Annotated in this window: 20 protein-coding genes; 12 read left to right on the forward strand and 8 right to left on the reverse strand. The window is 51.2% G+C overall.

Features of this window, described 5'->3' with window-relative positions; all coding sequences use genetic code 11:
- The first annotated feature begins 198 nt into the window (after positions 1-198).
- The 6 genes from FQ015_RS17095 to FQ015_RS17120 are packed head-to-tail and all read left to right on the forward strand — an operon-like array spanning position 199 to position 5,638.
- Entirely contained in the window at positions 199-966 is a 768-nt protein-coding gene (locus FQ015_RS17095; RefSeq protein ID WP_105271937.1) for an IclR family transcriptional regulator, read from the forward strand.
- Between the two features lie 23 nt (positions 967-989).
- Positions 990-1,994, forward strand: a complete 1,005-nt coding sequence (locus tag FQ015_RS17100) for a 2-dehydro-3-deoxygalactonokinase (protein ID WP_039020297.1) — start codon at positions 990-992, stop codon at positions 1,992-1,994.
- Positions 1,984-2,613 carry a 2-dehydro-3-deoxy-6-phosphogalactonate aldolase gene (locus FQ015_RS17105; RefSeq protein ID WP_160524305.1) on the forward strand — a complete coding sequence of 210 codons (630 nt, stop codon included), beginning with the start codon at positions 1,984-1,986 and terminating at the stop codon, positions 2,611-2,613. The genes FQ015_RS17100 and FQ015_RS17105 overlap by 11 nt, the downstream gene beginning before the upstream one ends.
- A gap of 24 nt (positions 2,614-2,637) precedes the next feature.
- The gene (locus FQ015_RS17110; RefSeq protein ID WP_105284504.1) at positions 2,638-3,612 is read left to right on the forward strand and encodes a Bug family tripartite tricarboxylate transporter substrate binding protein; all 975 of its coding nucleotides are present in this window, start codon (positions 2,638-2,640) and stop codon (positions 3,610-3,612) included.
- 16 nt (positions 3,613-3,628) lie between these two features.
- Positions 3,629-4,135, forward strand: coding sequence for a tripartite tricarboxylate transporter TctB family protein (locus FQ015_RS17115; protein ID WP_160524306.1), 507 nt, complete (start codon positions 3,629-3,631; stop codon positions 4,133-4,135).
- Positions 4,136-4,147: 12 nt separating this feature from the next.
- Entirely contained in the window at positions 4,148-5,638 is a 1,491-nt protein-coding gene (locus tag FQ015_RS17120) for a tripartite tricarboxylate transporter permease (protein ID WP_000463035.1), read from the forward strand.
- 211 nt (positions 5,639-5,849) lie between these two features.
- On the opposite strand, the gene udp is transcribed toward FQ015_RS17120, so the two are convergent.
- The gene (udp, locus tag FQ015_RS17125) at positions 5,850-6,614 is read right to left on the reverse strand and encodes a uridine phosphorylase (protein WP_039020295.1); all 765 of its coding nucleotides are present in this window, start codon (positions 6,612-6,614) and stop codon (positions 5,850-5,852) included.
- Positions 6,615-6,875: 261 nt separating this feature from the next.
- Here udp and FQ015_RS17130 point away from each other — a divergent pair, with 261 nt between their 5' ends.
- From FQ015_RS17130 to FQ015_RS17140, 3 genes are all read left to right on the forward strand, one after another.
- Positions 6,876-7,688: a dienelactone hydrolase family protein gene (locus FQ015_RS17130; RefSeq protein WP_039020294.1), complete on the forward strand. Its 813-nt coding sequence runs from the start codon at positions 6,876-6,878 to the stop codon at positions 7,686-7,688.
- A 391-nt stretch (positions 7,689-8,079) separates the two neighbouring features.
- Positions 8,080-9,228 (forward strand): type VI secretion system tube protein TssD, encoded by a 1,149-nt coding sequence (gene tssD, locus FQ015_RS17135; protein ID WP_001280048.1) that lies wholly within the window; start codon positions 8,080-8,082, stop codon positions 9,226-9,228.
- Positions 9,218-9,463 (forward strand): MarR family transcriptional regulator, encoded by a 246-nt coding sequence (locus FQ015_RS17140; RefSeq protein ID WP_160524307.1) that lies wholly within the window; start codon positions 9,218-9,220, stop codon positions 9,461-9,463. Before tssD ends, FQ015_RS17140 begins: the two co-directional genes overlap by 11 nt.
- A gap of 286 nt (positions 9,464-9,749) precedes the next feature.
- On the opposite strand, the gene metE is transcribed toward FQ015_RS17140, so the two are convergent.
- A complete protein-coding gene (gene metE / locus FQ015_RS17145) occupies positions 9,750-12,011 on the reverse strand; it encodes a 5-methyltetrahydropteroyltriglutamate--homocysteine S-methyltransferase (protein ID WP_160524308.1) in 2,262 nt (753 codons plus the stop codon).
- A gap of 235 nt (positions 12,012-12,246) precedes the next feature.
- On the opposite strand from metE, the gene metR reads away from it, so the two are divergent.
- On the forward strand, positions 12,247-13,200 hold the full coding sequence (gene metR, locus FQ015_RS17150) for an HTH-type transcriptional regulator MetR (protein ID WP_160524309.1): 954 nt from the start codon (positions 12,247-12,249) through the stop codon (positions 13,198-13,200).
- Here the strand turns inward: metR and bioP are convergent.
- The 3 genes from bioP to pldB form a co-directional block, all read right to left on the reverse strand.
- On the reverse strand, positions 13,088-13,987 hold the full coding sequence (bioP, locus tag FQ015_RS17155) for a biotin transporter (RefSeq protein ID WP_001196238.1): 900 nt from the start codon (positions 13,985-13,987) through the stop codon (positions 13,088-13,090). The two genes, metR and bioP, sit on opposite strands and share 113 nt — an antisense overlap.
- A 75-nt stretch (positions 13,988-14,062) precedes the next feature.
- On the reverse strand, positions 14,063-14,863 hold the full coding sequence (gene yigL / locus FQ015_RS17160; RefSeq protein WP_000285352.1) for a sugar/pyridoxal phosphate phosphatase YigL: 801 nt from the start codon (positions 14,861-14,863) through the stop codon (positions 14,063-14,065).
- Positions 14,864-14,870: 7 nt separating this feature from the next.
- Positions 14,871-15,893, reverse strand: a complete 1,023-nt coding sequence (gene pldB / locus FQ015_RS17165) for a lysophospholipase L2 (RefSeq protein ID WP_000487644.1) — start codon at positions 15,891-15,893, stop codon at positions 14,871-14,873.
- Positions 15,894-16,003: 110 nt separating this feature from the next.
- Between pldB and rhtB the strand changes: the two genes are divergently transcribed.
- Positions 16,004-16,624 carry a homoserine/homoserine lactone efflux protein gene (gene rhtB, locus FQ015_RS17170; protein ID WP_000171696.1) on the forward strand — a complete coding sequence of 207 codons (621 nt, stop codon included), beginning with the start codon at positions 16,004-16,006 and terminating at the stop codon, positions 16,622-16,624.
- A 61-nt stretch (positions 16,625-16,685) separates the two neighbouring features.
- Here rhtB and rhtC read toward each other — a convergent pair whose 3' ends face one another.
- The 3 genes from rhtC to pldA form a co-directional block, all read right to left on the reverse strand.
- Positions 16,686-17,306 (reverse strand): threonine export protein RhtC, encoded by a 621-nt coding sequence (rhtC, locus tag FQ015_RS17175; RefSeq protein WP_160524310.1) that lies wholly within the window; start codon positions 17,304-17,306, stop codon positions 16,686-16,688.
- Between the two features lie 63 nt (positions 17,307-17,369).
- Positions 17,370-19,199, reverse strand: a complete 1,830-nt coding sequence (recQ, locus tag FQ015_RS17180; RefSeq protein ID WP_000035580.1) for an ATP-dependent DNA helicase RecQ — start codon at positions 19,197-19,199, stop codon at positions 17,370-17,372.
- Between the two features lie 131 nt (positions 19,200-19,330).
- Positions 19,331-20,200, reverse strand: a complete 870-nt coding sequence (pldA, locus tag FQ015_RS17185) for a phospholipase A (protein ID WP_001259701.1) — start codon at positions 20,198-20,200, stop codon at positions 19,331-19,333.
- A 164-nt stretch (positions 20,201-20,364) separates the two neighbouring features.
- Here pldA and yigI point away from each other — a divergent pair, with 164 nt between their 5' ends.
- Positions 20,365-20,832, forward strand: coding sequence for an acyl-CoA thioesterase YigI (gene yigI / locus FQ015_RS17190; protein ID WP_001277142.1), 468 nt, complete (start codon positions 20,365-20,367; stop codon positions 20,830-20,832).
- Positions 20,833-20,846: the final 14 nt, after the last annotated feature.

Here is a 20,846-nt window from a genome sequence, read left to right on the forward strand (position 1 = left end):
TACTTACCCGCACAAAATAGAATTGTGCTGTACAAACGTCCAGTTTGAAAGAAGTTTCCTGCGAGGCGCTACGCAAAACGATCCTTAATTTTTATTATTTTATCCCACAATATGAGACGTAGTTTATATTGTGGGATATATCACCTTTTCCCCACGTCATTATGTGGAACACTTCAGCAATATCATCAGGAGAAACGTATGGCAGATACCTCTTCAACCACCGCTGGCGCACAAACGTTATTACGCGGGCTGGCGGTTCTTAATGCTGTTTATAACGGCTGCCATGACCTGAAAAGTATCGGCGAGTTCACCGGCACGACCCGGAGCACAACCCATCGTTTAGTCACCGTTCTGGTGGAACAACGCTACCTGCGCCACGTCCCAACGCAGGGCTACCAACTGGGCGCCAAACTGATCGAATTCGGTGCCAGAGCGCTGGAAAGCACCTCGCTGTACGAAGTTGCGCTGCCCGTTTTGCAACGCCTTGCCCGTTACACCCTGGACACTGTGCATCTGGGGATCGTTGAAGGCGACGAAGTGCTGTATCTGGAGAAGATCAACAGTCAGCGCGGGCTGGAGATGCGCTCACGTCCTGGGCATCGCATGCCTCTGGCGATTACGGGAATCGGTAAGGCTTTGATCCTCAACCGAACAGAAGAAGAGTGGCGCACGCTATTTTTGACTTGTGGTGATGAAACAAAACTGGGCGCATTTATACAAAACATGCGCCGTTATGCCGCCAGTGGTTTTGCTTTTGATCTGGAAGAGAACGAGCCCACTATCCGTTGCGTTGCAGCCCCGGTTTACAACGCCCGGAATGAAATTGTGGCGGCCATTTCTGTCGCCAGCACCACCACATATATGTCGCTGGCGCGTCTGGAAGAACTGGCACCTTACGTCAAATCCTGTGCAGAAGAGATATCCGCTGAACTGGGCTGGGGTAAGCATGTCCGCAAAAATAAATAAACCATGACTAAAGGAAACGGCTAATGTCGGGAAACACCTCATTTATTGCCCTGGACTGGGGAACGTCATCGCTTCGGGCATGGCGTTTTGGCGACTCACCAAATCCACAAGAAAAACGTGAATTCCCGTGGGGGATCATGAAATTACCCTCCCAGGCAGCAACACGTGAGGACGCTTTCCACGATACGTTTTTACGTGTCTGCGGCGACTGGCTGGCACAATCCCCATGCCCGGTTCTGGCTTGCGGCATGATCGGCAGTGCGCAAGGATGGAAACCCGCAGCTTATTTACCTTGCCCGGTCACTCTTGAGGGTCTGGCAAAGCAGTTGACGCCTGTTATCCACCAGCAGCAGACAATGCTGCACATCATTCCTGGCGTGATTAAAGAAGGTGAAATGCCCGAAGTGATGCGTGGTGAAGAGACACAAATCTTCGGTGCTATCTCGATGGAACCGGCCCTGCAAAACGCGATCCGCCAGGGTATGCCTGTGCTGATTGGCTTACCTGGCACACATGCGAAATGGGCGGTAGTTGAAAACAACACCATTACCGATTTCCGAACCTTTATGACAGGCGAGTTATTTGATGTTTTATCCCGCCATTCGATTCTCGGTGCCACCATGCGTTCGGGAGATGAACCGCACTGGGATGCCTTCACCCATGGGCTGAAATCAGCACAAGAGCATCATCAGACCGGATTATTATCGACGCTGTTTTCGACCCGTTCGCGCCTGCTGACCAGTAATCTTACGCCGTCCTCGCAGGGGGATTACCTTTCAGGATTACTGATAGGCCATGAATTATGCGGTCTGGCATCCAGTTTGCTACGTGATTTACCCGCCACAACACCGATCGCCTTAATCGGTAGCGCCACTCTGAACAGCCGCTATTCACAAGCATTCAGCCACGTTTTTCCCGACAGACAGCTACACGCCATTCCTAATGCCACTGAACAGGGGTTATGGCGAATCGCCCACGCTGCCGGGCTACTCTCCACCAACGCCAGGGAATGTACTCATGCCATTTAATACGCTTTTGCAAAAAACCGGGTTAGTCGCCATTTTACGCGGCGTAAAACCGGATGAAATTGTCGCCATCGGTGAAAAGCTGTATGCCGCTGGATTTCGCCTGATTGAGATTCCCATGAACTCGCCGGAGCCGTTGCAAAGTATCAGTTTACTGCGCGACGCCCTGCCTAAGGACTGCCTGGTCGGAGCCGGAACTGTGCTTTCGGTGGAGCAAGTCGTCGCGGTTAAAGAGGCTGGAGGCCAGATTATCGTGATGCCGCATTGCGATACTGCGGTGATCCGTCGTGCCCGTGCGCTGGGTATGTATTGTGCGCCTGGCGTCGCTACGCCCACCGAAGCTTTTGCTGCCATTGAACATGGCGCCAATGCCATCAAGCTGTTCCCGGCTGAACAAATTACGCCTGAAGTCACCAAAGCCTGGCGTGCGGTTATTCCACAATCCGTTCCGATGTTACCGGTTGGCGGTATCACTCCAGACACAATAGCGCGTTATCTGAGCCACGGCGCAAACGGCTTTGGCCTCGGTTCTGCGCTATATCGCCCCGGCATGACGCCAGAGCAAGTCTATGAAAATGCAGTACTGTTTATGAACGCATGGAACAATTTAAATAGCAACTAACTGATAAATAAGGATATAAAAGCAATGATAAAACATCTTACCTTACCGAAAAAAATGGCTGCAATGGTACTTCTTGCCGGCGCTGCCCTCAGCACTGCGCCTGTGCAGGCGGCCTCCTGGCCAACCAAACAGATCGAGTTAGTCGTACCCTACGCGGCCGGAGGCGGTACGGATCTGGTTGCCCGTGCCTTTGCTGATGCCGCCAAAAACCATTTGCCCGTCAGCATCGGGGTTATCAATAAACCTGGCGGTGGCGGCGCTATCGGCCTGAGTGAAATCGCCGCTGCCCGTCCTAACGGTTACAAAATGGGTTTAGGCACGGTTGAACTGACCACCCTTCCCAGTCTCGGAATGGTGCGTTTTAAAACCAGCGACTTTAAACCCATTGCCCGTCTGAATGCGGATCCTGCGGCTATCACCGTCCGTGCCGATGCACCGTGGAATAGCTATGAAGAATTTATGACTTACGCCAAAGCGAATCCCGGAAAAGTACGCATTGGTAACTCAGGCACCGGAGCAATCTGGCATCTGGCGGCAGCTGCACTGGAAGACAAAACGGGCGCGAAGTTTTCTCATGTCCCGTATGACGGCGCAGCCCCTGCCATTACAGGCCTGTTAGGCGGGCATATTGAAGCGGTTTCCGTAAGCCCAGGTGAAGTTATCAATCATGTGAAAGGCGGCAAGCTGAAGACACTGGTAGTGATGGCGGATGAACGTATGAAAACCATGCCTGACGTCCCGACGTTAAAAGAGAAAGGCGTTGATCTCTCCATCGGCACCTGGCGCGGCCTGATTGTGTCGCAAAAAACGCCGCAGGATGTGGTGGATGTTCTGGCTAAGGCCGCAAAAGAGACGGCTGAAGAGCCTGCATTCCAGGATGCACTGCAAAAGTTGAATCTCAACTATGCATGGCTTGATGGTGCCAGCTTCCAGACCCAAATCAACGAGCAGGAAAAGTACTTTGACGAGCTGCTGACTCGCCTGGGCCTGAAAAAATAATCCCGAGGTACGGTCGATGAACACAAAACAGTCTGTTGCTCAACTCGCCGTACCGCACCGCAAGCGCCTTTCATCCACTGTGGTGGTGGCGCTGTTACTTTGTGTGGTTGCTGGCGCGGTGATAATTAATGCCGCTGATTTTCCAGCAACTGCCATTGAAACGGATCCCGGTGCAAGTGCCTTCCCTACTTTCTATGCCTGCGCTCTGATTGTGCTCGCTGTCTTACTGGTGATACGCGATCTTTTGCTGGCAAAACCAGTCCCTTGCGCCAACGCACAGGAAAAACCGGCATTCAGGAAAACGGCAACAGGAATTGCGGTAACCGCGTTTTATATTGTGGCGATGAGCTACTGTGGTTATCTCATTACTACTCCTGTTTTCCTCATCGTCATTATGACGTTGATGGGCTACAGGCGATGGGTACTCACACCGGGTATTGCGCTGCTGTTAACGGCAATCCTCTGGTTGCTGTTTGTCGAAGCGTTACAGGTGCCATTGCCTGTCGGCACATTTTTCGAATAACAGGGGCCTGCAATGTTTGAAAGTGAACTTTTAACTCAGGGGTTTTCGACATTACTCAGTAATCCTCAGGCGCTGCTGTTTGCCACGTTTGGAGTGATGCTGGGTATTATGATTGGCGCTCTGCCTGGCCTGACAGCGACCATGGGTGTGGCGATTTTGCTGCCTTTCACCTACGGCATGGAGCCTGTTTCTGGCTTGTTGATGATTTGCGGTGTCTTTTTTGGTGGTGTGTATGGTGGTTCTATCACCGCAATTTTGCTCAAAATTCCCGGTACACCTGCCGCCGCTGCCACCGCCATTGACGGTTATGAGTTAACGAAGCAGGGAAAAGCCGGGCTGGCGTTAAGTGCCGCCACGTTCTCTTCTTTTAGCGGTGGAACGCTCAGCATTATCGTATTGATGTTTCTCTCTCCGGTACTTGCGAGTTGGGCGCTGAAATTTAGTGCCTCGGAGTCCTTCGCCCTGGCAACCTTCGGGCTAAGTATTATTGCCAGTATTTCCGGTGAGTCACTGATTAAAGGGCTGATTGCCGGGGTTGGCGGATTACTGATCGCAACGATAGGCCTCGATCCGATGGGCGGTTTTCCACGCTTTACGGGCGGGTTTGTGGAACTGATGAATGTGCCATTTATCCCGGTGATGATTGGTCTGTTTGCTGCTTCAGAAGCATTCCGCTCTATGGAGCAAAACCAGCAAATTCGTCAGGGGGCGAAGGTGGCTATCGGCAGTCTGTTACTGCCCTGGCAAACACTACGCCGCATCGCATTAACCATTTTGCGCTCATCAGGATTAGGGGTTTTTATTGGCATGATCCCCGGTGCGGGGGCAGATATTGCAGCTTTTGTTGCCTATAACGAAACTCGTCGTTTCAGTAAGACGCCTGAAAACTTTGGTAAGGGTGAGATTAAGGCGGTGGCCTCCTGTGAGGCAGGCGCGAATGGCTGCACCGGTGGCGCATTGTTACCTATGCTGACGCTGGGGATCCCAGGCGATGCGGTAACTGCCATCATGCTGGGCGCGTTAACGTTACAAGGGATGCAGCCAGGCCCACTGATGTTTACCGACCACGGCGATATGGTTTATACGCTGTTTGTCGGCATGATCTTTTGTTACTTCATGCTGCTAGTTCTTGGACTGCTCTCTTTGAAAGTCATCGGTAACGTGGTGAAAATTCCCGGCAATATTCTCACACCGATGATCCTCGCACTTTGTGTGGTCGGGACTTATGCGTTGAACAATAGCCTGTTTGATGTTGGCATTATGCTGATTGCAGGCGTGGTGGGCTATTTCATGCAAAAAGGGGGGTATCCGGCGTCACCCGTAGTGCTGGCATTGATTATGGGCCCGATGGCAGAAAGTAATTTTCGCCGTGCGCTGTCGCTTTCTGGTGGGTCACTCGACTTTCTGTATACCCGACCGATAACCCTGGCATTGCTGACACTGGCAGCCTTTACGCTACTGACGCCAATAATACGCAAAATTATGCGCTTACGGCGTCAGTAATTGATATCGCTCCCCGACGTTGGGGAGTATGAGACTGATGACAAACGCTAAATTGCCTGATGCGCTGCGCTTATCAGGCCTACCACAGAAATGCAATATATTGAATTTGCATGCTTTTGTAGGCCGGATAAGGCGATCACGCCGCATCCGGCATGAACAAAGCACACGTTAACAACAATCGGAATGCTCCCCTAAGCCAGGGAGCGTTTTTTTATTTCAGCAGACGACGCGCCGCTTCCACCACGATTTTCACCGCATGGCTTTCGGTTTGTTTCATCGTCTCAGCATTCGGGATCTCTTGCTGGGTACGATTGACGATAACGCCCGCCACCATACCCGCACGCAGGCCCTGGCTTGCACACATGGTCAGCAGGGTTGCAGATTCCATTTCATAGTTCATTACGCCCATCGCCTGCCACTCTTCCATCGAACCTTTAAAGTGGCGCACAACACGACCAGAGTAAGTGTCGTAGCGTTCCTGGCCTGGGTAGAAGGTGTCGGAAGAAGCCGTCACGCCAACGTGAGTGGTTGCACCAATTGACTTCGCCGCTTCAACCAGCGCGGTCGTACATTCGAAATCAGCCACAGCCGGGAACTCCAGCGGAGCGAAGTGCAGGCTCGCGCCATCCAGACGAACAGACGCAGTGGTCACCAGCACATCGCCGACATTGATATGCGGCTGAATTGCGCCCGTAGTACCAATACGCAGGAAAGTACGGATACCCAGCTGTGCCAGCTCTTCAACAGCAATAGAGGTGGAAGGACCACCGATACCAGTAGAACAAACAATGATAGGTTTACCATCCAGCTCAGCACGCCAGGTGGTGAATTCGCGGTGAGATGCCAGCTTAACTGGCTTTTCCATCAGCGTTGCAATTTTTTCCACGCGATCCGGGTCGCCAGGAACGATGGCAAGCGTAGCCCCTTGTAAATCGTTTTTAGTGAGGCCGAGATGAAAAACATCAGACTTGGACATAAACAACTCCTCTGTGAATCGGTTTAGTCAGAAGAAGCAAAAAGACACTTTACCGAAGGGTTTAACATTTTTTCGTGACACTCATCACCTTGATGCAAATGCGTTGCATAAATTTACCCAGCAAGAGTGATGCGAATCACATAAATCACTCTTCATTCTGCATGACTGCATAAAAGATGAGCCGATTCAGGCAATGTGATTTGTTGCATGCTGACTATAGTTAACATTGCGCAACATTTTTATAAGGGTACGGAGAATACCATGGCAACAACACAACAATCTGGATTTGCACCTGCTACATCACCTCTCGCTTCGACCATCGTTCAGACCCCGGATGACGCGATTGTAGCAGGCATCACCTCTATCCCTTCACAAGGGGATAACATGCCTGCTTACCATGCCAGACCAAAGCAGAGCGATGGCCTACTACCAGTGGTCATTGTAGTGCAGGAAATTTTTGGCGTGCATGAACATATCCGCGATATTTGTCGCCGTCTGGCACTGGAGGGGTATCTGGCTATCGCACCTGAACTTTACTTCCGCGAAGGCGATCCGAATGATTTTGCCGATATCCCTACGCTGCTTAGCGGTCTGGTAGCAAAAGTGCCTGACTCGCAGGTGCTGGCCGATCTCGATCATGTCGCCAGTTGGGCGTCACGCAACGGCGGCGATGTTCATCGCTTAATGATCACCGGATTTTGCTGGGGTGGGCGCATCACCTGGCTGTATGCTGCGCATAACCCGCAACTGAAAGCGGCGGTGGCATGGTACGGCAAACTGACAGGCGATAAGTCGCTGAATTCACCGAAACAACCTGTTGATATCGCAACCGATCTTAACGCGCCGGTTCTCGGCTTATATGGTGGTCAGGATAACAGCATTCCGCAGGAGAGCGTTGAAACCATGCGCCAGGCGCTGCGGGCTGCTAATGCGAAAGCAGAGATTATCGTCTACCCGGATGCCGGGCATGCATTCAACGCCGATTATCGCCCGAGCTATCATGCCGAATCTGCGAAAGATGGCTGGCAGCGAATGCTGGAGTGGTTTAAGCGGTATGGTGGGAAACGGAATTAGTTTCCTCTTAGTCTATATTTGAGATGGTGAGTGAACGAATGCGTTTTGCTGCCATCTCTGTCCCCCAAAAAATAATCAGTATGAATTGATTGGAGAGCACGACTCCGCTATTTGACCTTAAGAAAGTCGGCAAGTCATAGTCATAAATGAGTCTCTTCACTGGCAGATACCTTAAAGATTTACCATCAACTCCCATTCTCAAACAAACATTAATTATTATCAACATATTCACATTAATTATAAATTATCTCAGACCTTCCTGATAAAAAGATATTAAAGTGAAACATTTTGTTTTTCACATTTTAGTTCATCCCTATTAGGCGTAAATAAAGATAAAAAATAACAATACTATTTTTCTTTCACAAAAGAATTAACAAAAGGTTTTTCAAGGATGAGTGATATTATTTACCTGACCATAACCGGAGAACAACACGGATGTATTTCCTCTCGTTGTGGAACGAGCACATCAATAGGTAATCGCTGGCAGATTGGTCATGAAGATGAAATCTTCGCGTTCTCGCTCTCTAATAGTATTACGAATACAGGAAAAGGGTCACATTTGCATGGCCTTAGTTTCTGTAAGTTGATTGACAAAAGCTCCCCGTTACTTATTAACGCTATTAACAATAACGAGCAGTTGTTCATGGAGTTTGACTTCTATCGGATCAATAGATTTGGTCGATGGGAGAAATATTACAACATTCAACTCCGCGGCGCGCTCTTATCAGCAATCAATCACCTGTTTACGGAGAACAATCTGGATACAGAAACCATCACTGTCAGTTATGAATATATACTCTCCAGGCATCTGATTGCTAATACTGAATTTAGTTATTTGGCATTTCCCGATAACTACAATCGTCTGTTTATACCACGGCCAAAAACTAAAGATGATAATGGCCTCAAAACACTCAATAGTAAAGCTGTTGGCAGACTGCTTGCTGCTGGCGGCATATACAATGGGAATATCGAAGGATTCAGGGAAACAGCAAACAAGTTGGGGGGAGATGCACCTGCTGGTTACGATCAAGTTATGGATAACAAAGGGTTACTCATCGCTGGTGCTTCAATAGTTGCTGGAGCAGTTCTGGGGAGAATGAGACTCCCTGATTTGGAATCACTTGAGCATTTCGGAGCCAGAGGAGCAGTATCAGGAAGACCATTTAATCCCGACCTTGCCGGTGGTCCAATAGAAAATCTGACGACAGATGGCGTAACAATCAACAGGGAAGGTATCGCTATTGTTGAAAAACACATAGCCAGATTTGGTCATGACCCTGTAAATGAAGTGATGATCAATAGACTGAAAGACATTGAGAAAGGAAAAATCCCCCCAGAACAAGTAGATCTTAACTTCTATACTCATGAATGTCGGGAATATCAGCGTTACTGTAATCTTGGTTGGGAAACAGGACAACCTGATGGTGACGCAGGCTATGCACTCTGGAATCATACGCATACTGCTACTCTAGAAGATTATAAACTTAAGGGAGAACTTAATGACTTATACCACCAGGATGCACTTGACTATGATAACTGAAACTGAAATTAACGTACTGAAAGTTATGGCTGAGAAAGATATAAACTGGAACTGGATGAATCTCGATCGCACACTATCTATAAGGCAAATTCCAGGATTCGGTAATGTTATTAACATTGTTAACAAATTAGCTAACGAGGGTTTGGTTATTATTGAGGATAGCGGACATAAGTCTATGCCTCACTACCACGTTACTGAAAAGGGATACAATCTCGTGAAAAGTGAGAATAAATAACGTAGCGTTGATTACTGAACAAATCGCTCAGGATTATATTTTGCGAAAAAAATGATTCGGTTATTTCTGTGTCTGAACGGCCGCAGATAGCAAAATGGCTTCCGGTGATGGAAGCCATCAGATTATTGGCAAAGTGCGTGTTGTTCATGCCGGATGCGGCGTGAACGCCTTATCTGGCCAACTAAATCTTGAAAATTCAATAAATTGAATAAATTATGTAGGCCTGGTATCAGGCAGTTTCGCCTCTTTCATCGTACTGCAATTTACAGTGACTCGTTAATACTCATCACCCCCGACGCAAATTCTGCGCCGCCTGCACCATGTTCGCCAGTGCCGCGCGGGTTTCTGGCCAGCCGCGCGTTTTCAGACCACAGTCCGGGTTGACCCACAGACGCTCTGCCGGAATGCGTTGTGCCGCTTTCTTCAGCAGGGACTCAATCCATTCCACGCTCGGTACGTTTGGCGAGTGAATGTCATAGACGCCAGGACCGATTTCATTCGGATAATCAAACTCTTCAAACGACTCCAGCAACTCCATGTCGGAACGCGAGGTTTCGATTGTGATGACGTCAGCATCCAGCGCCGCAATCGAATCCATGATGTCGTTGAACTCGCAGTAACACATGTGAGTGTGGATTTGCGTGTCATCTTTCGCTACGGCAGCGTTGATACGGAAAGCCTCCACGCCCCACTGGAGATAGGCATCCCAGTCGCTGCGACGCAGCGGTAAACCTTCGCGTAGCGCCGGTTCATCAATCTGGATGATGCCAATTCCAGCGGCTTCCAGATCGGCCACTTCATCACGCAGCGCCAGCGCAATTTGTTTGGCGATGGTTTCACGGCTGACATCTTCACGCGGGAACGACCAGCAGAGAATGGTCACCGGGCCAGTCAGCATCCCTTTCACCGGTTTATCAGTCAGCGATTGCGCATACTTCGCCCACTCCACAGTAATCGGTGCCGGGCGCCTAACGTCACCAATGACAATCGGTGGCTTCACGCAGCGGGAACCGTAACTCTGTACCCAACCGTTTTGCGTAAAGACAAACCCGTCGAGGTGCTCGCCAAAGTATTCCACCATGTCATTACGCTCGGCCTCACCATGCACCAGCACATCCAGACCCAGACGTTCCTGCTCAACAATGGCCTGCTTGATATGTTCTGCAATGCCCGTACGATAGTTGTTGGCGTCGAGATTACCCTTTTTGAAATCCAGACGCAGGGTACGGATTTCTGTGGTTTGCGGGAAAGAGCCAATCGTGGTGGTCGGCCACGCGGGCAGTTTAAAACGCGCACGCTGGGCTTCAGCACGCACTTCATAGACATTCGCACGCTGACTGTCCTGGGCGGTGATCGCCGCCAGACGCTTTTCTACTGCCGGATTATGTACACGAGTAGAGTGACGACGCGCCTGAATCGGAGCGCTCCACTCTGCCAGAGCTGCCGTGTCACCACTGTTCAGCGCATCGCGCAGCAATGCCAGTTCATGGCATTTTTGCAGGGCGAAGGCAAACCAGCTTTTCACTTCTGCATCAAGACGCGTTTCCACGCTCAGGTCGATAGGGCAGTGCAGCAATGAGCAGGAAGATGCCACCCACAAATCGCGTTTGCCGACAATGTCCTTAATTTGCGCATATTTCTCGGTAAGATCGGCGCGCCAGACGTTACGACCATTGATAAGACCCGCAGACAGCAGCCAGTCAGAAGGCAGACGCTTGTGCAGTTCAGCAACGTCATCTTTACCATGTACGAGATCGACATGCAGACCCTGAACAGGCAGCGCAGTAATGGTGTCGAGATTTGGCGTTACGCCTTCAAAATAGGTAGTCAGCAGCAGTTTCACCTGGCCCTGGAGCGCGTCGTAAGCGGGTTTATAGGCGTCCAGCCACGCCTGCGGCAGTTCCAGTACCAGTGCGGGTTCGTCGATCTGTACCCACTCAATGCCACGTTTTGCCAGTTCTGCCAGCACTTGCTGATAAACCGGCAGAATGTCGCTCAGCAGGCTCAGGCGATCAAACTGTTCACCTTTCACTTTACCCAGCCACAGGTAGGTAACCGGCCCCAGCAGCACGGGCTTGACCTTGTGGCCCAGCGCCAGCGCCTCGTCCACTTCCTCCAGCAGCTGCGTCCAGGTCAGTTTGAACTGCTGGCCTTTAACGAACTCCGGCACCATGTAGTGATAGTTGGTGTTAAACCATTTGGTCATTTCCGCTGCCGCCGCAGGTTCGCCAGTCGGTGCACGTCCACGACCAATACGGAACAGGGTGTCGATATCTACCGAACCATCTTTGTTCTGGTGACGCGCCGGAACGTTACCCAGCAGCAGGCTGGTGGTCAGGACATGATCGTACCAGGCAAAATCGCCCACCGGCAGCAGGTCGATACCCGCTTGCTTTTGTTGATCCCAGTGACGAGCACGCAGTTCACGCCCTACTGCCAGCAGTTCTTCACGCGTGGTGTTCCCGGCCCAATAACTCTCTTGCGCTTTTTTCAGCTCGCGACGCAGGCCAACGCGAGGGAAACCGAGGGTGTGATTCAATATTGTCATTTTTCTTCCTCTAATTATATGTAAATCCTATGGATTTTGAATTTAGGGAAGGCGGCAAGTTTATTCATCCCCGGGAGCTTACTGAAGTAAGTGACCGGGGTGAAGAAACGCAGCCAACGCACCATAAATTTAAAAGACGAAGGATTTTAGCCGTCCAGATGTTTACACATCCATAATTGGCGGTTACTGTATATTCCTCAAGCGCAAATTATTCATGCCGAAGTGAAGGACTTTCATGATCGAAGTAAAACACCTGAAAACGCTACAAGCGTTGCGGAACTGCGGCTCACTCGCAGCCGCTGCGGCGACGTTGCATCAAACGCAATCCGCCCTGTCTCACCAGTTTAGCGATCTGGAACAGCGCCTTGGCTTCCGGCTATTTGTGCGTAAAAGCCAGCCGCTTCGGTTTACACCGCAGGGAGAAATCCTGTTGCAACTGGCGAATCAGGTGCTGCCGCAAATCAGCCAGGCACTGCAAGCCTGCAATGAACCGCAGCAGACGCGCCTGCGCATTGCTATTGAATGCCATAGCTGTATTCAGTGGCTGACGCCCGCGTTAGAAAATTTCCATAAGAACTGGCCGCAGGTGGAGATGGATTTTAAATCAGGCGTAACGTTTGACCCGCAGCCTGCATTGCAGCAGGGCGAGCTGGATCTGGTGATGACCTCCGATATTCTGCCGCGCAGTGGCCTGCATTATTCGCCGATGTTCGATTATGAAGTGCGTCTGGTGTTAGCGCCTGACCATCCACTGGCGGCGAAAACGCGAATCACGCCGGAAGACCTCGCCAGCGAAACGCTGTTGATTTATCCGGTGCAGCGTAGCCGACTGGATGTCTGGCGGCATTTTCTTCAGCCAGCAGGCGTTAGCCCGTCGCTGAAAAGCGTCGATAACACCTTGTTGTTGATTCAGATGGTTGCCGCGCGGATGGGTATTGCCGCCCTGCCGCACTGGGTGGTGGAGAGTTTTGAGCGCCAGGGTCTGGTCGTAACCAAAACCCTGGGCGAAGGATTGTGGAGCCGACTGTACGCCGCCGTGCGCGATGGCGAGCAGCGTCAGCCGATTACAGAAGCGTTTATTCGCTCAGCGCGCAATCACGCCTGCGATCATCTGCCGTTTGTGAAGAGCGCGGAGCGACCCACTTACGATGCACCCACAGTGATGCCAGGATCACCAGCGCGCCTGTAATAAACGTTGGCCAGTGCGGCTGTTGGTGCCAGATAGCCAGGTTAACCAGCAGCCCTGCCGGAACGTGCATATTATTCATAATGCCCAGCGTTCCGGCGTCCACCTGCGTCGCGCCGTAGTTCCACATAAAGTAGCCAATACCGGAAGCCACCACGCCAAGAAACACCAGAATGCCCCATTGCAGCGTGGTTTGCGGCATTTTCTGCGCATTTCCCAGCAAGAACCATGCAATCACCGCCACCAGAAACGCGCCAAGATAGAACCACGCAAAGGCGTTATGCTGTGGCATCGGACGAGTTTCCATCAGGCGTTTGTAACCCACCATGCCGATGGCAAAAGTGATATTGGAGAGTTGCACCAGCAGCAGGCCAGTCCAGAAGTGGTCGGTGACCTGATCATAGCGAATAATCCCGGCACCAATCACCGCCAACAAGGCGCTAAAAGCATAACCCCAGCGCAGACGGCGCTTACTCATGATGTCATAAATCAGCGTGATGTAGAGCGGAGTCAGTACGGTGAACAGCAACAGTTCGGAGACCGTCAGGTAGAGATAGGCGCGAAAACTCAGCATATACATCACGCCAAGCTGCATCGCGCCCACCAGCATATACAGACCGACCGTTTTCAGGCTATTGCCACGGGTACGCAGAAACGGCAGAAACACGAGTGCCGCCAGGCCAACGCGCACCAGCACTGCAAAATAGCTATCGACGTGCCCCGCAAGGTACTCGCCATAAAAGCTAAAGGAGAAGGCCCACAGAATCGTGGTGATGATAAGTAGCGCCACAATGGAAAACTCTTTGATTAACGAGTATCCATTGTAGCGAAGTATCAGGTTGACAACTGACCAAATAAAGAACGATTACGATAAATAGAGTTTACGCAGATAATGCGGCACTGCGTCGTCGGCGTTAGTACCAATCACTTCCAGCTCCGGATGCAGATCTTTCAGACGCTGGTGCGCACTGCCCATAATGCAGCCTTTACCTGCCATCGACAGCATTTCGGCGTCGTTCATCCCGTCACCAAAGGCAATACAATCTTTCAGACTGTAGCCCAGTTTCTTCGCCACCGCTTCCAGGGCATGGCCTTTTGAAACGCCGCCCGCCATCACTTCCAGACAAGTTAGGGTAGAGAAACTGACGTTGACGCGATCGCCCCAACGAGCGTTGATTGCCTGCTCCAGCGGCAGCAGTTGTTCATGAGAATCACAGGTGAAGAACACTTTGCTGACGCCTTCCGGCTCCAGTAATCCTGGCTCATACAGCGCATATTTGAACACCGCCTCTTTAAAAAAGCGCATCTCTTCCGGGCGGTGGCGATTCATAAACCATTCGTCGTCGCGATAAACGTTAGTAATGATGTCCGGGTTGTCGTTGACCACGCCAAACAGGTCGCTGGCAATGTCGCGATCCAGGTTATGAGCAAAAATCAGATTGCCATCAAGATCGTGAACGCGCGCGCCATTGGAGGTAATCATGTAAGACTTAATCTCCAGATTATCGCGAATTTGCCCTACATCAACGTGGTGGCGACCGGTCGCAAACACAAAGTTAATGCCGCGCGCGGTGAGGAGCTTCAGAGTTTCTTTGGCGTAAGGGGATAACGTATGGTCGGGAGAAAGTAACGTGCCATCTAAATCAGACGCAACAACCTGGTACATAAGAAATTTAAACCTCTGTAGAGCGGTTTCCGCTGGGTGAGTTATGCCTGTTGAAAAAATCAACAATGGCGTGGAGCGCGACTGAGCGCATTGCGTCCTTTTCAAAAAGGATCTCATGGTACGCACCTTTAATTACCAGCGGTCGTCCCCCTTCGACAGGATGGCCCGCAGCGGTGCGGAGTTCACAAAAACGGTCGTGCATGCGGTTATCCACCACGCGTTCCTCTTCAGCCTGCAAGAGAAGCGTTGGCGTGGCGTCATCACCCGCACCGGCTAACACCTGTTCGCCAGCCAGAATACTTTCGCGTACCCAATGGTAGGTCGGCCCACCGACGCGAATCGTTGGGTCATCAGCATAGAAGCGTAAGTTACGTCGATATCGCTGTCTGCTGTGGGTCAGTACGTTGATAGCAAACGGCAACGCGCGCCAGCGCCCGGTGCCTATTGCATAGCCATCACGGAAACGTGGATGCGCTTCGGCCCAGTTAAGGATCTGCCGCGCCATAAATGACGGCATACGAATCACGATCCCAAACATTGGCGCAGTTAGCGCAATGGCGTCACATACACCTGGATGGCGTTGCAGAAATAACGTGGAGATCGCACCGCCCATCGAATGTGCCAGTATATAGCGCTTACGCCACGGACCGGGCTGGACCTCCTGTTGCCAGAATGCCGCCAGATCATCAACATAATCATTAAAGCGATTAACATGCCCAAGATGCGGATCGGCTAACAGGCGACCGGAACGTCCCTGCCCGCGATGGTCGATGATTAAGACATCAAACCCCAAATGGAACAGGTCGTAGGCCAGTTCCGCATATTTTACGTAGCTCTCAATACGCCCCGGGCAGATGACTATCACCCGGTCATGGTGCTGTGCGCGAAAACGGACAAAGCGCACCGGAATGTCATCTACACCAGTAAACTCTGCTTCATCACGCTGACGCCAGAAATCAGTCAGCGGTCCCATGGTAAAAGCAGCAAACGCGTTTTCTCTTGTTTCCCAGTCTTTTTGCTGCTGAAACATCGGGTAATCTGCCTCTTAAACCACGTAAAATCGTTTTTTTAAGCGTGTCTGACACAACGCTGCGACAGTAGCGTATTGTGGCACAAAAATAGACACACCGGGAGTTCATCATGACCTTAGAATGGTGGTTTGCCTACCTGCTAACATCAATCATTTTAAGCCTGTCGCCAGGCTCTGGTGCAATCAACACCATGACCACCTCGCTCAACCACGGTTATCGTGGTGCGATGGCGTCTATTGCTGGGCTTCAGACCGGACTGGCGATTCATATTGTGCTGGTTGGTGTGGGGTTGGGTACGCTATTCTCCCGCTCAGTGATTGCGTTTGAAGTGTTGAAGTGGGCAGGAGCTGCTTATTTGATTTGGCTGGGTATCCAGCAGTGGCGTGCTGCTGGCGCAATTGATCTTAAATCGCTGGCCTCTACTCAATCGCGCCGACATTTGTTCCAGCGCGCAGTTTTTGTGAATCTCACCAATCCCAAAAGTATTGTGTTTCTGGCGGCGTTATTTCCGCAATTCATCATGCCGCAACAGCCACAACTGATGCAGTATATCGTGCTCGGCGTCACCACTATTGTGGTCGATATTATTGTGATGATCGGTTACGCCACCCTCGCCCAACGGATCGCATTATGGATAAAAGGGCCAAAACAGATGAAGGCATTGAATAAGATTTTTGGCTCGCTGTTTATGCTGGTAGGAGCGTTGTTGGCATCGGCGAGGCATGCGTGAAAAATAATGTCGGATGCGGCGTAAACGCCTTATCCGACTTACTCTGATGAAGCGTTTGGCATCAACGAGAAATAATCAAATGAATGCCAAATCCGGCAAATAACGCCCCGGCAAAACCATCAATCCACTTCGCCAGACGTTGATAACCACGGCGCATTTGCGGTAGAGCAAACAGGCTGGCAACCACCGTAAACCACGCCAGCGTTTCGACAATAATCAACGCGAAAATGCCCCAGCGCTCAGTGGTGCCGACGTTCTCACCAACAAACAGCGAGAATACCGAACCAAAGTAGATAATCGCTTTCGGATTGGCGAGATTGGTCAGTAAGCCTTTCAGGAAACTGCGCCCGCTTTTTGCCAGTTCTACCTGTGGCGCAGGCGCAGAAACGACCTCTTTTTTCAGTGCGCTACGCAGCATCTGATAACCCATCCAGCAGAGATACAGGCCACCGCCCACCATAATCAGCGTATGCAGCCAGGCCATTTTTTCGATAATCAAATGCAGGCCAAGCAACGCGATCCCTGCCCAGACCATTACGCCGCAGGTAATGCCCAGCACGCCCATCATCGCCTCTTTACGCGAACGACTGACAGCGGTCTGAGAAACAAAGAAGAAATCGGGACCGGGGCTCATAAGCGCCACAATGTGCACCATGGCAACGGTGAGGAATAACATCAACATACAATTGACTCGCGGGGAAAACGTTTACGGAGTCTTCATCCTGGCACTTTTTTATGCCGCTGACTACTCTTCGTCGTCGCCATCGACATGCGCACGGATAAGTGCCATAAACGGTTTGCCAAAGCGCTCCAGTTTGCGCATCCCAACGCCGTTAACGCTGAGCATTTCGCTGGCGGTGATTGGCATCTGTTCCGCCATCTCAATCAAGGTCGCATCGTTAAACACCACGTACGGCGGGACATTGCTTTCATCGGCAATCGATTTACGCAGTTTGCGTAATTTGGCGAACAGTTTGCGATCGTAATTGCCACCGAAAGATTTCTGCATTGCTTTCGGTTTGAGCGCCACAATACGCGGCACGGCAAGTTGTAAAGAGGATTCGCCGCGCAACACCGGGCGTGCGGCTTCTGTCAGTTGTAATGCCGAATGCTGGGCGATGTTTTGCGTCACCAGACCGAGATGAATCAACTGGCGGATTACGCTCACCCAGTGCTCATGACTTTTATCGCGGCCCATGCCGTAGACTTTCAGTTTGTCATGACCATAGTCGCGGATTCGCTGGTTATTCGCACCGCGAATCACTTCCACTACATAGCCCATACCAAAACGCTGATTCACACGACCAATGGTGGAAAGCGCAATCTGCGCATCGGTTGAACCATCGTACTGTTTTGGCGGATCGAGACAGATATCGCAGTTCCCGCACGGCTCCTGCCGCCCTTCACCAAAGTAATTCAGCAGCACCAGACGACGACAGGTTTGCGCCTCAGCAAACGCGCCCATCGCATTGAGTTTATGGCGTTCGATATCCTGCAATTGCCCCTGCGGTTTTTCTTCCAGGCAACGGCGCAGCCACGCCATATCGGCCGGATCGTAAAACAGCATCGCTTCCGCGGGCAGGCCATCACGCCCGGCGCGACCGGTTTCCTGATAATAGGATTCGATATTGCGTGGAATATCAAAGTGAACCACGAAGCGGACGTTAGGCTTGTTGATGCCCATGCCGAACGCTACCGTCGCCACCACAATTTGCAGGTCATCGCGCTGGAATTTTTCCTGCACGTCCGCACGGACATCGTTTTCAAGCCCGGCGTGATAAGCCGCTGCGCTGATACCCTTGCTTTGCAGACGCGCGGCGGTGTCTTCTACTTTCGCACGACTATTACAGTAAATAATCCCCGACTTACCGCGTTGTTCCTGCACGTAGCGCATCAACTGATCGAGCGGTTTGAATTTCTCCATCAGCATGTAGCGAATGTTCGGGCGATCAAAACTGCTGATTTGAATCAGCGGATCGTTCAGCCCCAGCAGGCGCACGATATCCTGCCGCGTGGTGTCGTCGGCGGTGGCGGTTAGCGCCATAAACGGCAGAGTAGGAAAACGCTGACGCAGCTGACCGAGCGCGGCGTATTCCGGGCGGAAATCGTGCCCCCATTGGGAGATACAGTGCGCTTCATCAACGGCTAATAACACTGGATTCCAGTGCGCCAGATGCTCAAGGAAGTTATCCAGCATCAGGCGTTCCGGCGCGATATACAGCAGGCGGATTTGCCCGGTGCGGCAGCCTGTCATTACTTCAAGCTGCTGCTCGCGGGTTTGCGTCGAGTTAAGGCACGCCGCCGCCACGCCGTTGGCCTGTAGCTGATCCACCTGATCTTTCATCAACGAAATCAGTGGTGAAACAACCACGGTAAGACCGTTTAGCAGTAAGGCAGGAATTTGATAGCAAAGGGATTTTCCGCCACCAGTGGGCATGACGACCAGGCAATCGCGACCGGAAAGTACGGTGTCGATAATCTCTTCCTGGCCGGGGCGAAACTGTTGGTAGCCAAAGGTTTCTTGTAAAACCTGTTTAGCCCCGGACTCCAGATTCAACACTTCCGCCTGCGCCACATTAACCCCGATTGCCTGAAATAAAAACAGGCGCTATTTTCAGCGCCTGCGCGAGAAACTGCAATGCTTTTAGTCTCTGAGAGGGTAATCCTGGATGCTGGATTCCAGTTTTGCCTTTCAATCAACTCACATTAGAACAAGTCGTTCAGCATAACCCCCACACCCACACGGGTCTGGTTAAAGTTATAGTCGATGAGCGATTCGCCATAACCGCTGTAAACCTGGGTATAAAGGCGCACATGCCTGGTGATCGGGTAACTTAAGCCTAACTCCGCACCACCGTAACCGGTGTTCCAGTTGTACTGTCCTTTCGCACTCAGCACCGCATCACCCAGGTGATAGCCGATTTTAAGCTGGTAGTAACCCATATATTTGGTGATATCTGGGTTATCGTCAGTATTCCCCACCACATACCACGGCTTCACCTCTACCAGCCAGTTACCGTTTTCTGCCATCAGACGGGTATAAAGGCGGTTCCAGCTGCGGGAAGTCGGGTCTGAACGCCCGTTAGAGTCGTGGTTATAACCCATCTCCACATCGCGCAGCGTCCAGCCAGCAAAGCGGTAATCTGTGGCAAAACCAAGGAACAATTGCGGTTCGTAGTTGGTTTCACGAAACGGTGAAGACTCTTCGCTATTGGACAGTTGCCACCAGGATTTTTGCGTGTAAGAAGCTCCCAACACCGAATTTGGCCCCAATATTCCGCGCCACAGCGGAAATGCCAGGCTCAACTGGAATTTCACTTCATCCTTACGCGCGTTTTCCGCCCAGTCATAACTGGCGATCGCTTCTTTGTTCAGATCGCTGGTTTGGGTGTAGATGAGGTAGTTGGTGTCATAAGGATAGAGCGTGAAAGGATTGTCATGCTCCTGCAGCATATTCGCAATAATACTGCCACGCACCGCAGGCGCGTCATGCACCTCTTTTACCGTTGCCTCTTGCGCATACACTGCCATTGGCAACATAAACACCGGCAACAACCAGCCCTGCAGAGTCCGCATCGGTCGTGTTCTCCGTAACGAATTATTGATTAGATGAATATTTTTCTGCGGGCTATTTTACATACTTAACTCCTTTGCCGTTAGTTATCCCTTCCTAAAGTAGAAACCAACAAAAAAGAAGCATAAAATCAACATTTCATTAACCAATGAAGTGTAAGGATGATATGTCTGCCGTACTGACCGCTGAACAAGCCCTGAAATTAGTGGGTGAGATGTTTGTTTATCACATGCCATTTAACCGTGCGTTAGGGATGGAACTGGAGCGTTACGAAAAAGAGTTCGCACAGCTGGCCTTTAAAAATCAGCCAATGATGGTGGGTAACTGGGCGCAAAGCATTTTGCACGGCGGGGTCATTGCGTCGGCGCTGGATGTCGCCGCAGGTCTGGTGTGCGTGGGAAGTACCTTAACCCGCCACGAAACCATCAGTGAAGATGAACTACGCCAGCGGCTATCGCGGATGGGGACCATTGATCTTCGCGTCGATTATCTGCGCCCAGGCAGGGGTGAGCGTTTTACTGCTACCAGTAGTCTGTTGCGTGCGGGCAATAAAGTCGCCGTCGCCCGCGTTGAATTACACAATGAAGAACAGCTTTATATAGCCAGTGCCACCGCCACCTATATGGTAGGTTGATAACGTAAAAGCAG

It is taken from the genome of Escherichia sp. HH26CH, from assembly GCF_009820205.1.
In the GTDB taxonomy this organism is placed as follows: Bacteria; Pseudomonadota; Gammaproteobacteria; order Enterobacterales; family Enterobacteriaceae; genus Escherichia; species Escherichia coli_F.

Bases quoted from the DNA above. Each gene is read 5' to 3' on its own strand.
- FQ015_RS17095 (WP_105271937.1), top strand. From the start codon at position 199: ATGGCAGATACCTCTTCAACCACCGCTGGCGCACAAACGTTATTACGC.
- FQ015_RS17100 (WP_039020297.1), top strand. From the start codon at position 990: ATGTCGGGAAACACCTCATTTATTGCCCTGGACTGGGGAACGTCATCG.
- FQ015_RS17105 (WP_160524305.1), top strand. From the start codon at position 1,984: ATGCCATTTAATACGCTTTTGCAAAAAACCGGGTTAGTCGCCATTTTA.
- FQ015_RS17110 (WP_105284504.1), top strand. From the start codon at position 2,638: ATGATAAAACATCTTACCTTACCGAAAAAAATGGCTGCAATGGTACTT.
- FQ015_RS17115 (WP_160524306.1), top strand. From the start codon at position 3,629: ATGAACACAAAACAGTCTGTTGCTCAACTCGCCGTACCGCACCGCAAG.
- FQ015_RS17120 (WP_000463035.1), top strand. From the start codon at position 4,148: ATGTTTGAAAGTGAACTTTTAACTCAGGGGTTTTCGACATTACTCAGT.
- udp (WP_039020295.1), bottom strand. From the start codon at position 6,614: ATGTCCAAGTCTGATGTTTTTCATCTCGGCCTCACTAAAAACGATTTA.
- FQ015_RS17130 (WP_039020294.1), top strand. From the start codon at position 6,876: ATGGCAACAACACAACAATCTGGATTTGCACCTGCTACATCACCTCTC.
- tssD (WP_001280048.1), top strand. From the start codon at position 8,080: ATGAGTGATATTATTTACCTGACCATAACCGGAGAACAACACGGATGT.
- FQ015_RS17140 (WP_160524307.1), top strand. From the start codon at position 9,218: ATGATAACTGAAACTGAAATTAACGTACTGAAAGTTATGGCTGAGAAA.
- metE (WP_160524308.1), bottom strand. From the start codon at position 12,011: ATGACAATATTGAATCACACCCTCGGTTTCCCTCGCGTTGGCCTGCGT.
- metR (WP_160524309.1), top strand. From the start codon at position 12,247: ATGATCGAAGTAAAACACCTGAAAACGCTACAAGCGTTGCGGAACTGC.
- yigL (WP_000285352.1), bottom strand. From the start codon at position 14,863: ATGTACCAGGTTGTTGCGTCTGATTTAGATGGCACGTTACTTTCTCCC.
- pldB (WP_000487644.1), bottom strand. From the start codon at position 15,893: ATGTTTCAGCAGCAAAAAGACTGGGAAACAAGAGAAAACGCGTTTGCT.
- rhtB (WP_000171696.1), top strand. From the start codon at position 16,004: ATGACCTTAGAATGGTGGTTTGCCTACCTGCTAACATCAATCATTTTA.
- rhtC (WP_160524310.1), bottom strand. From the start codon at position 17,306: ATGTTGATGTTATTCCTCACCGTTGCCATGGTGCACATTGTGGCGCTT.
- pldA (WP_001259701.1), bottom strand. From the start codon at position 20,200: ATGCGGACTCTGCAGGGCTGGTTGTTGCCGGTGTTTATGTTGCCAATG.
- yigI (WP_001277142.1), top strand. From the start codon at position 20,365: ATGTCTGCCGTACTGACCGCTGAACAAGCCCTGAAATTAGTGGGTGAG.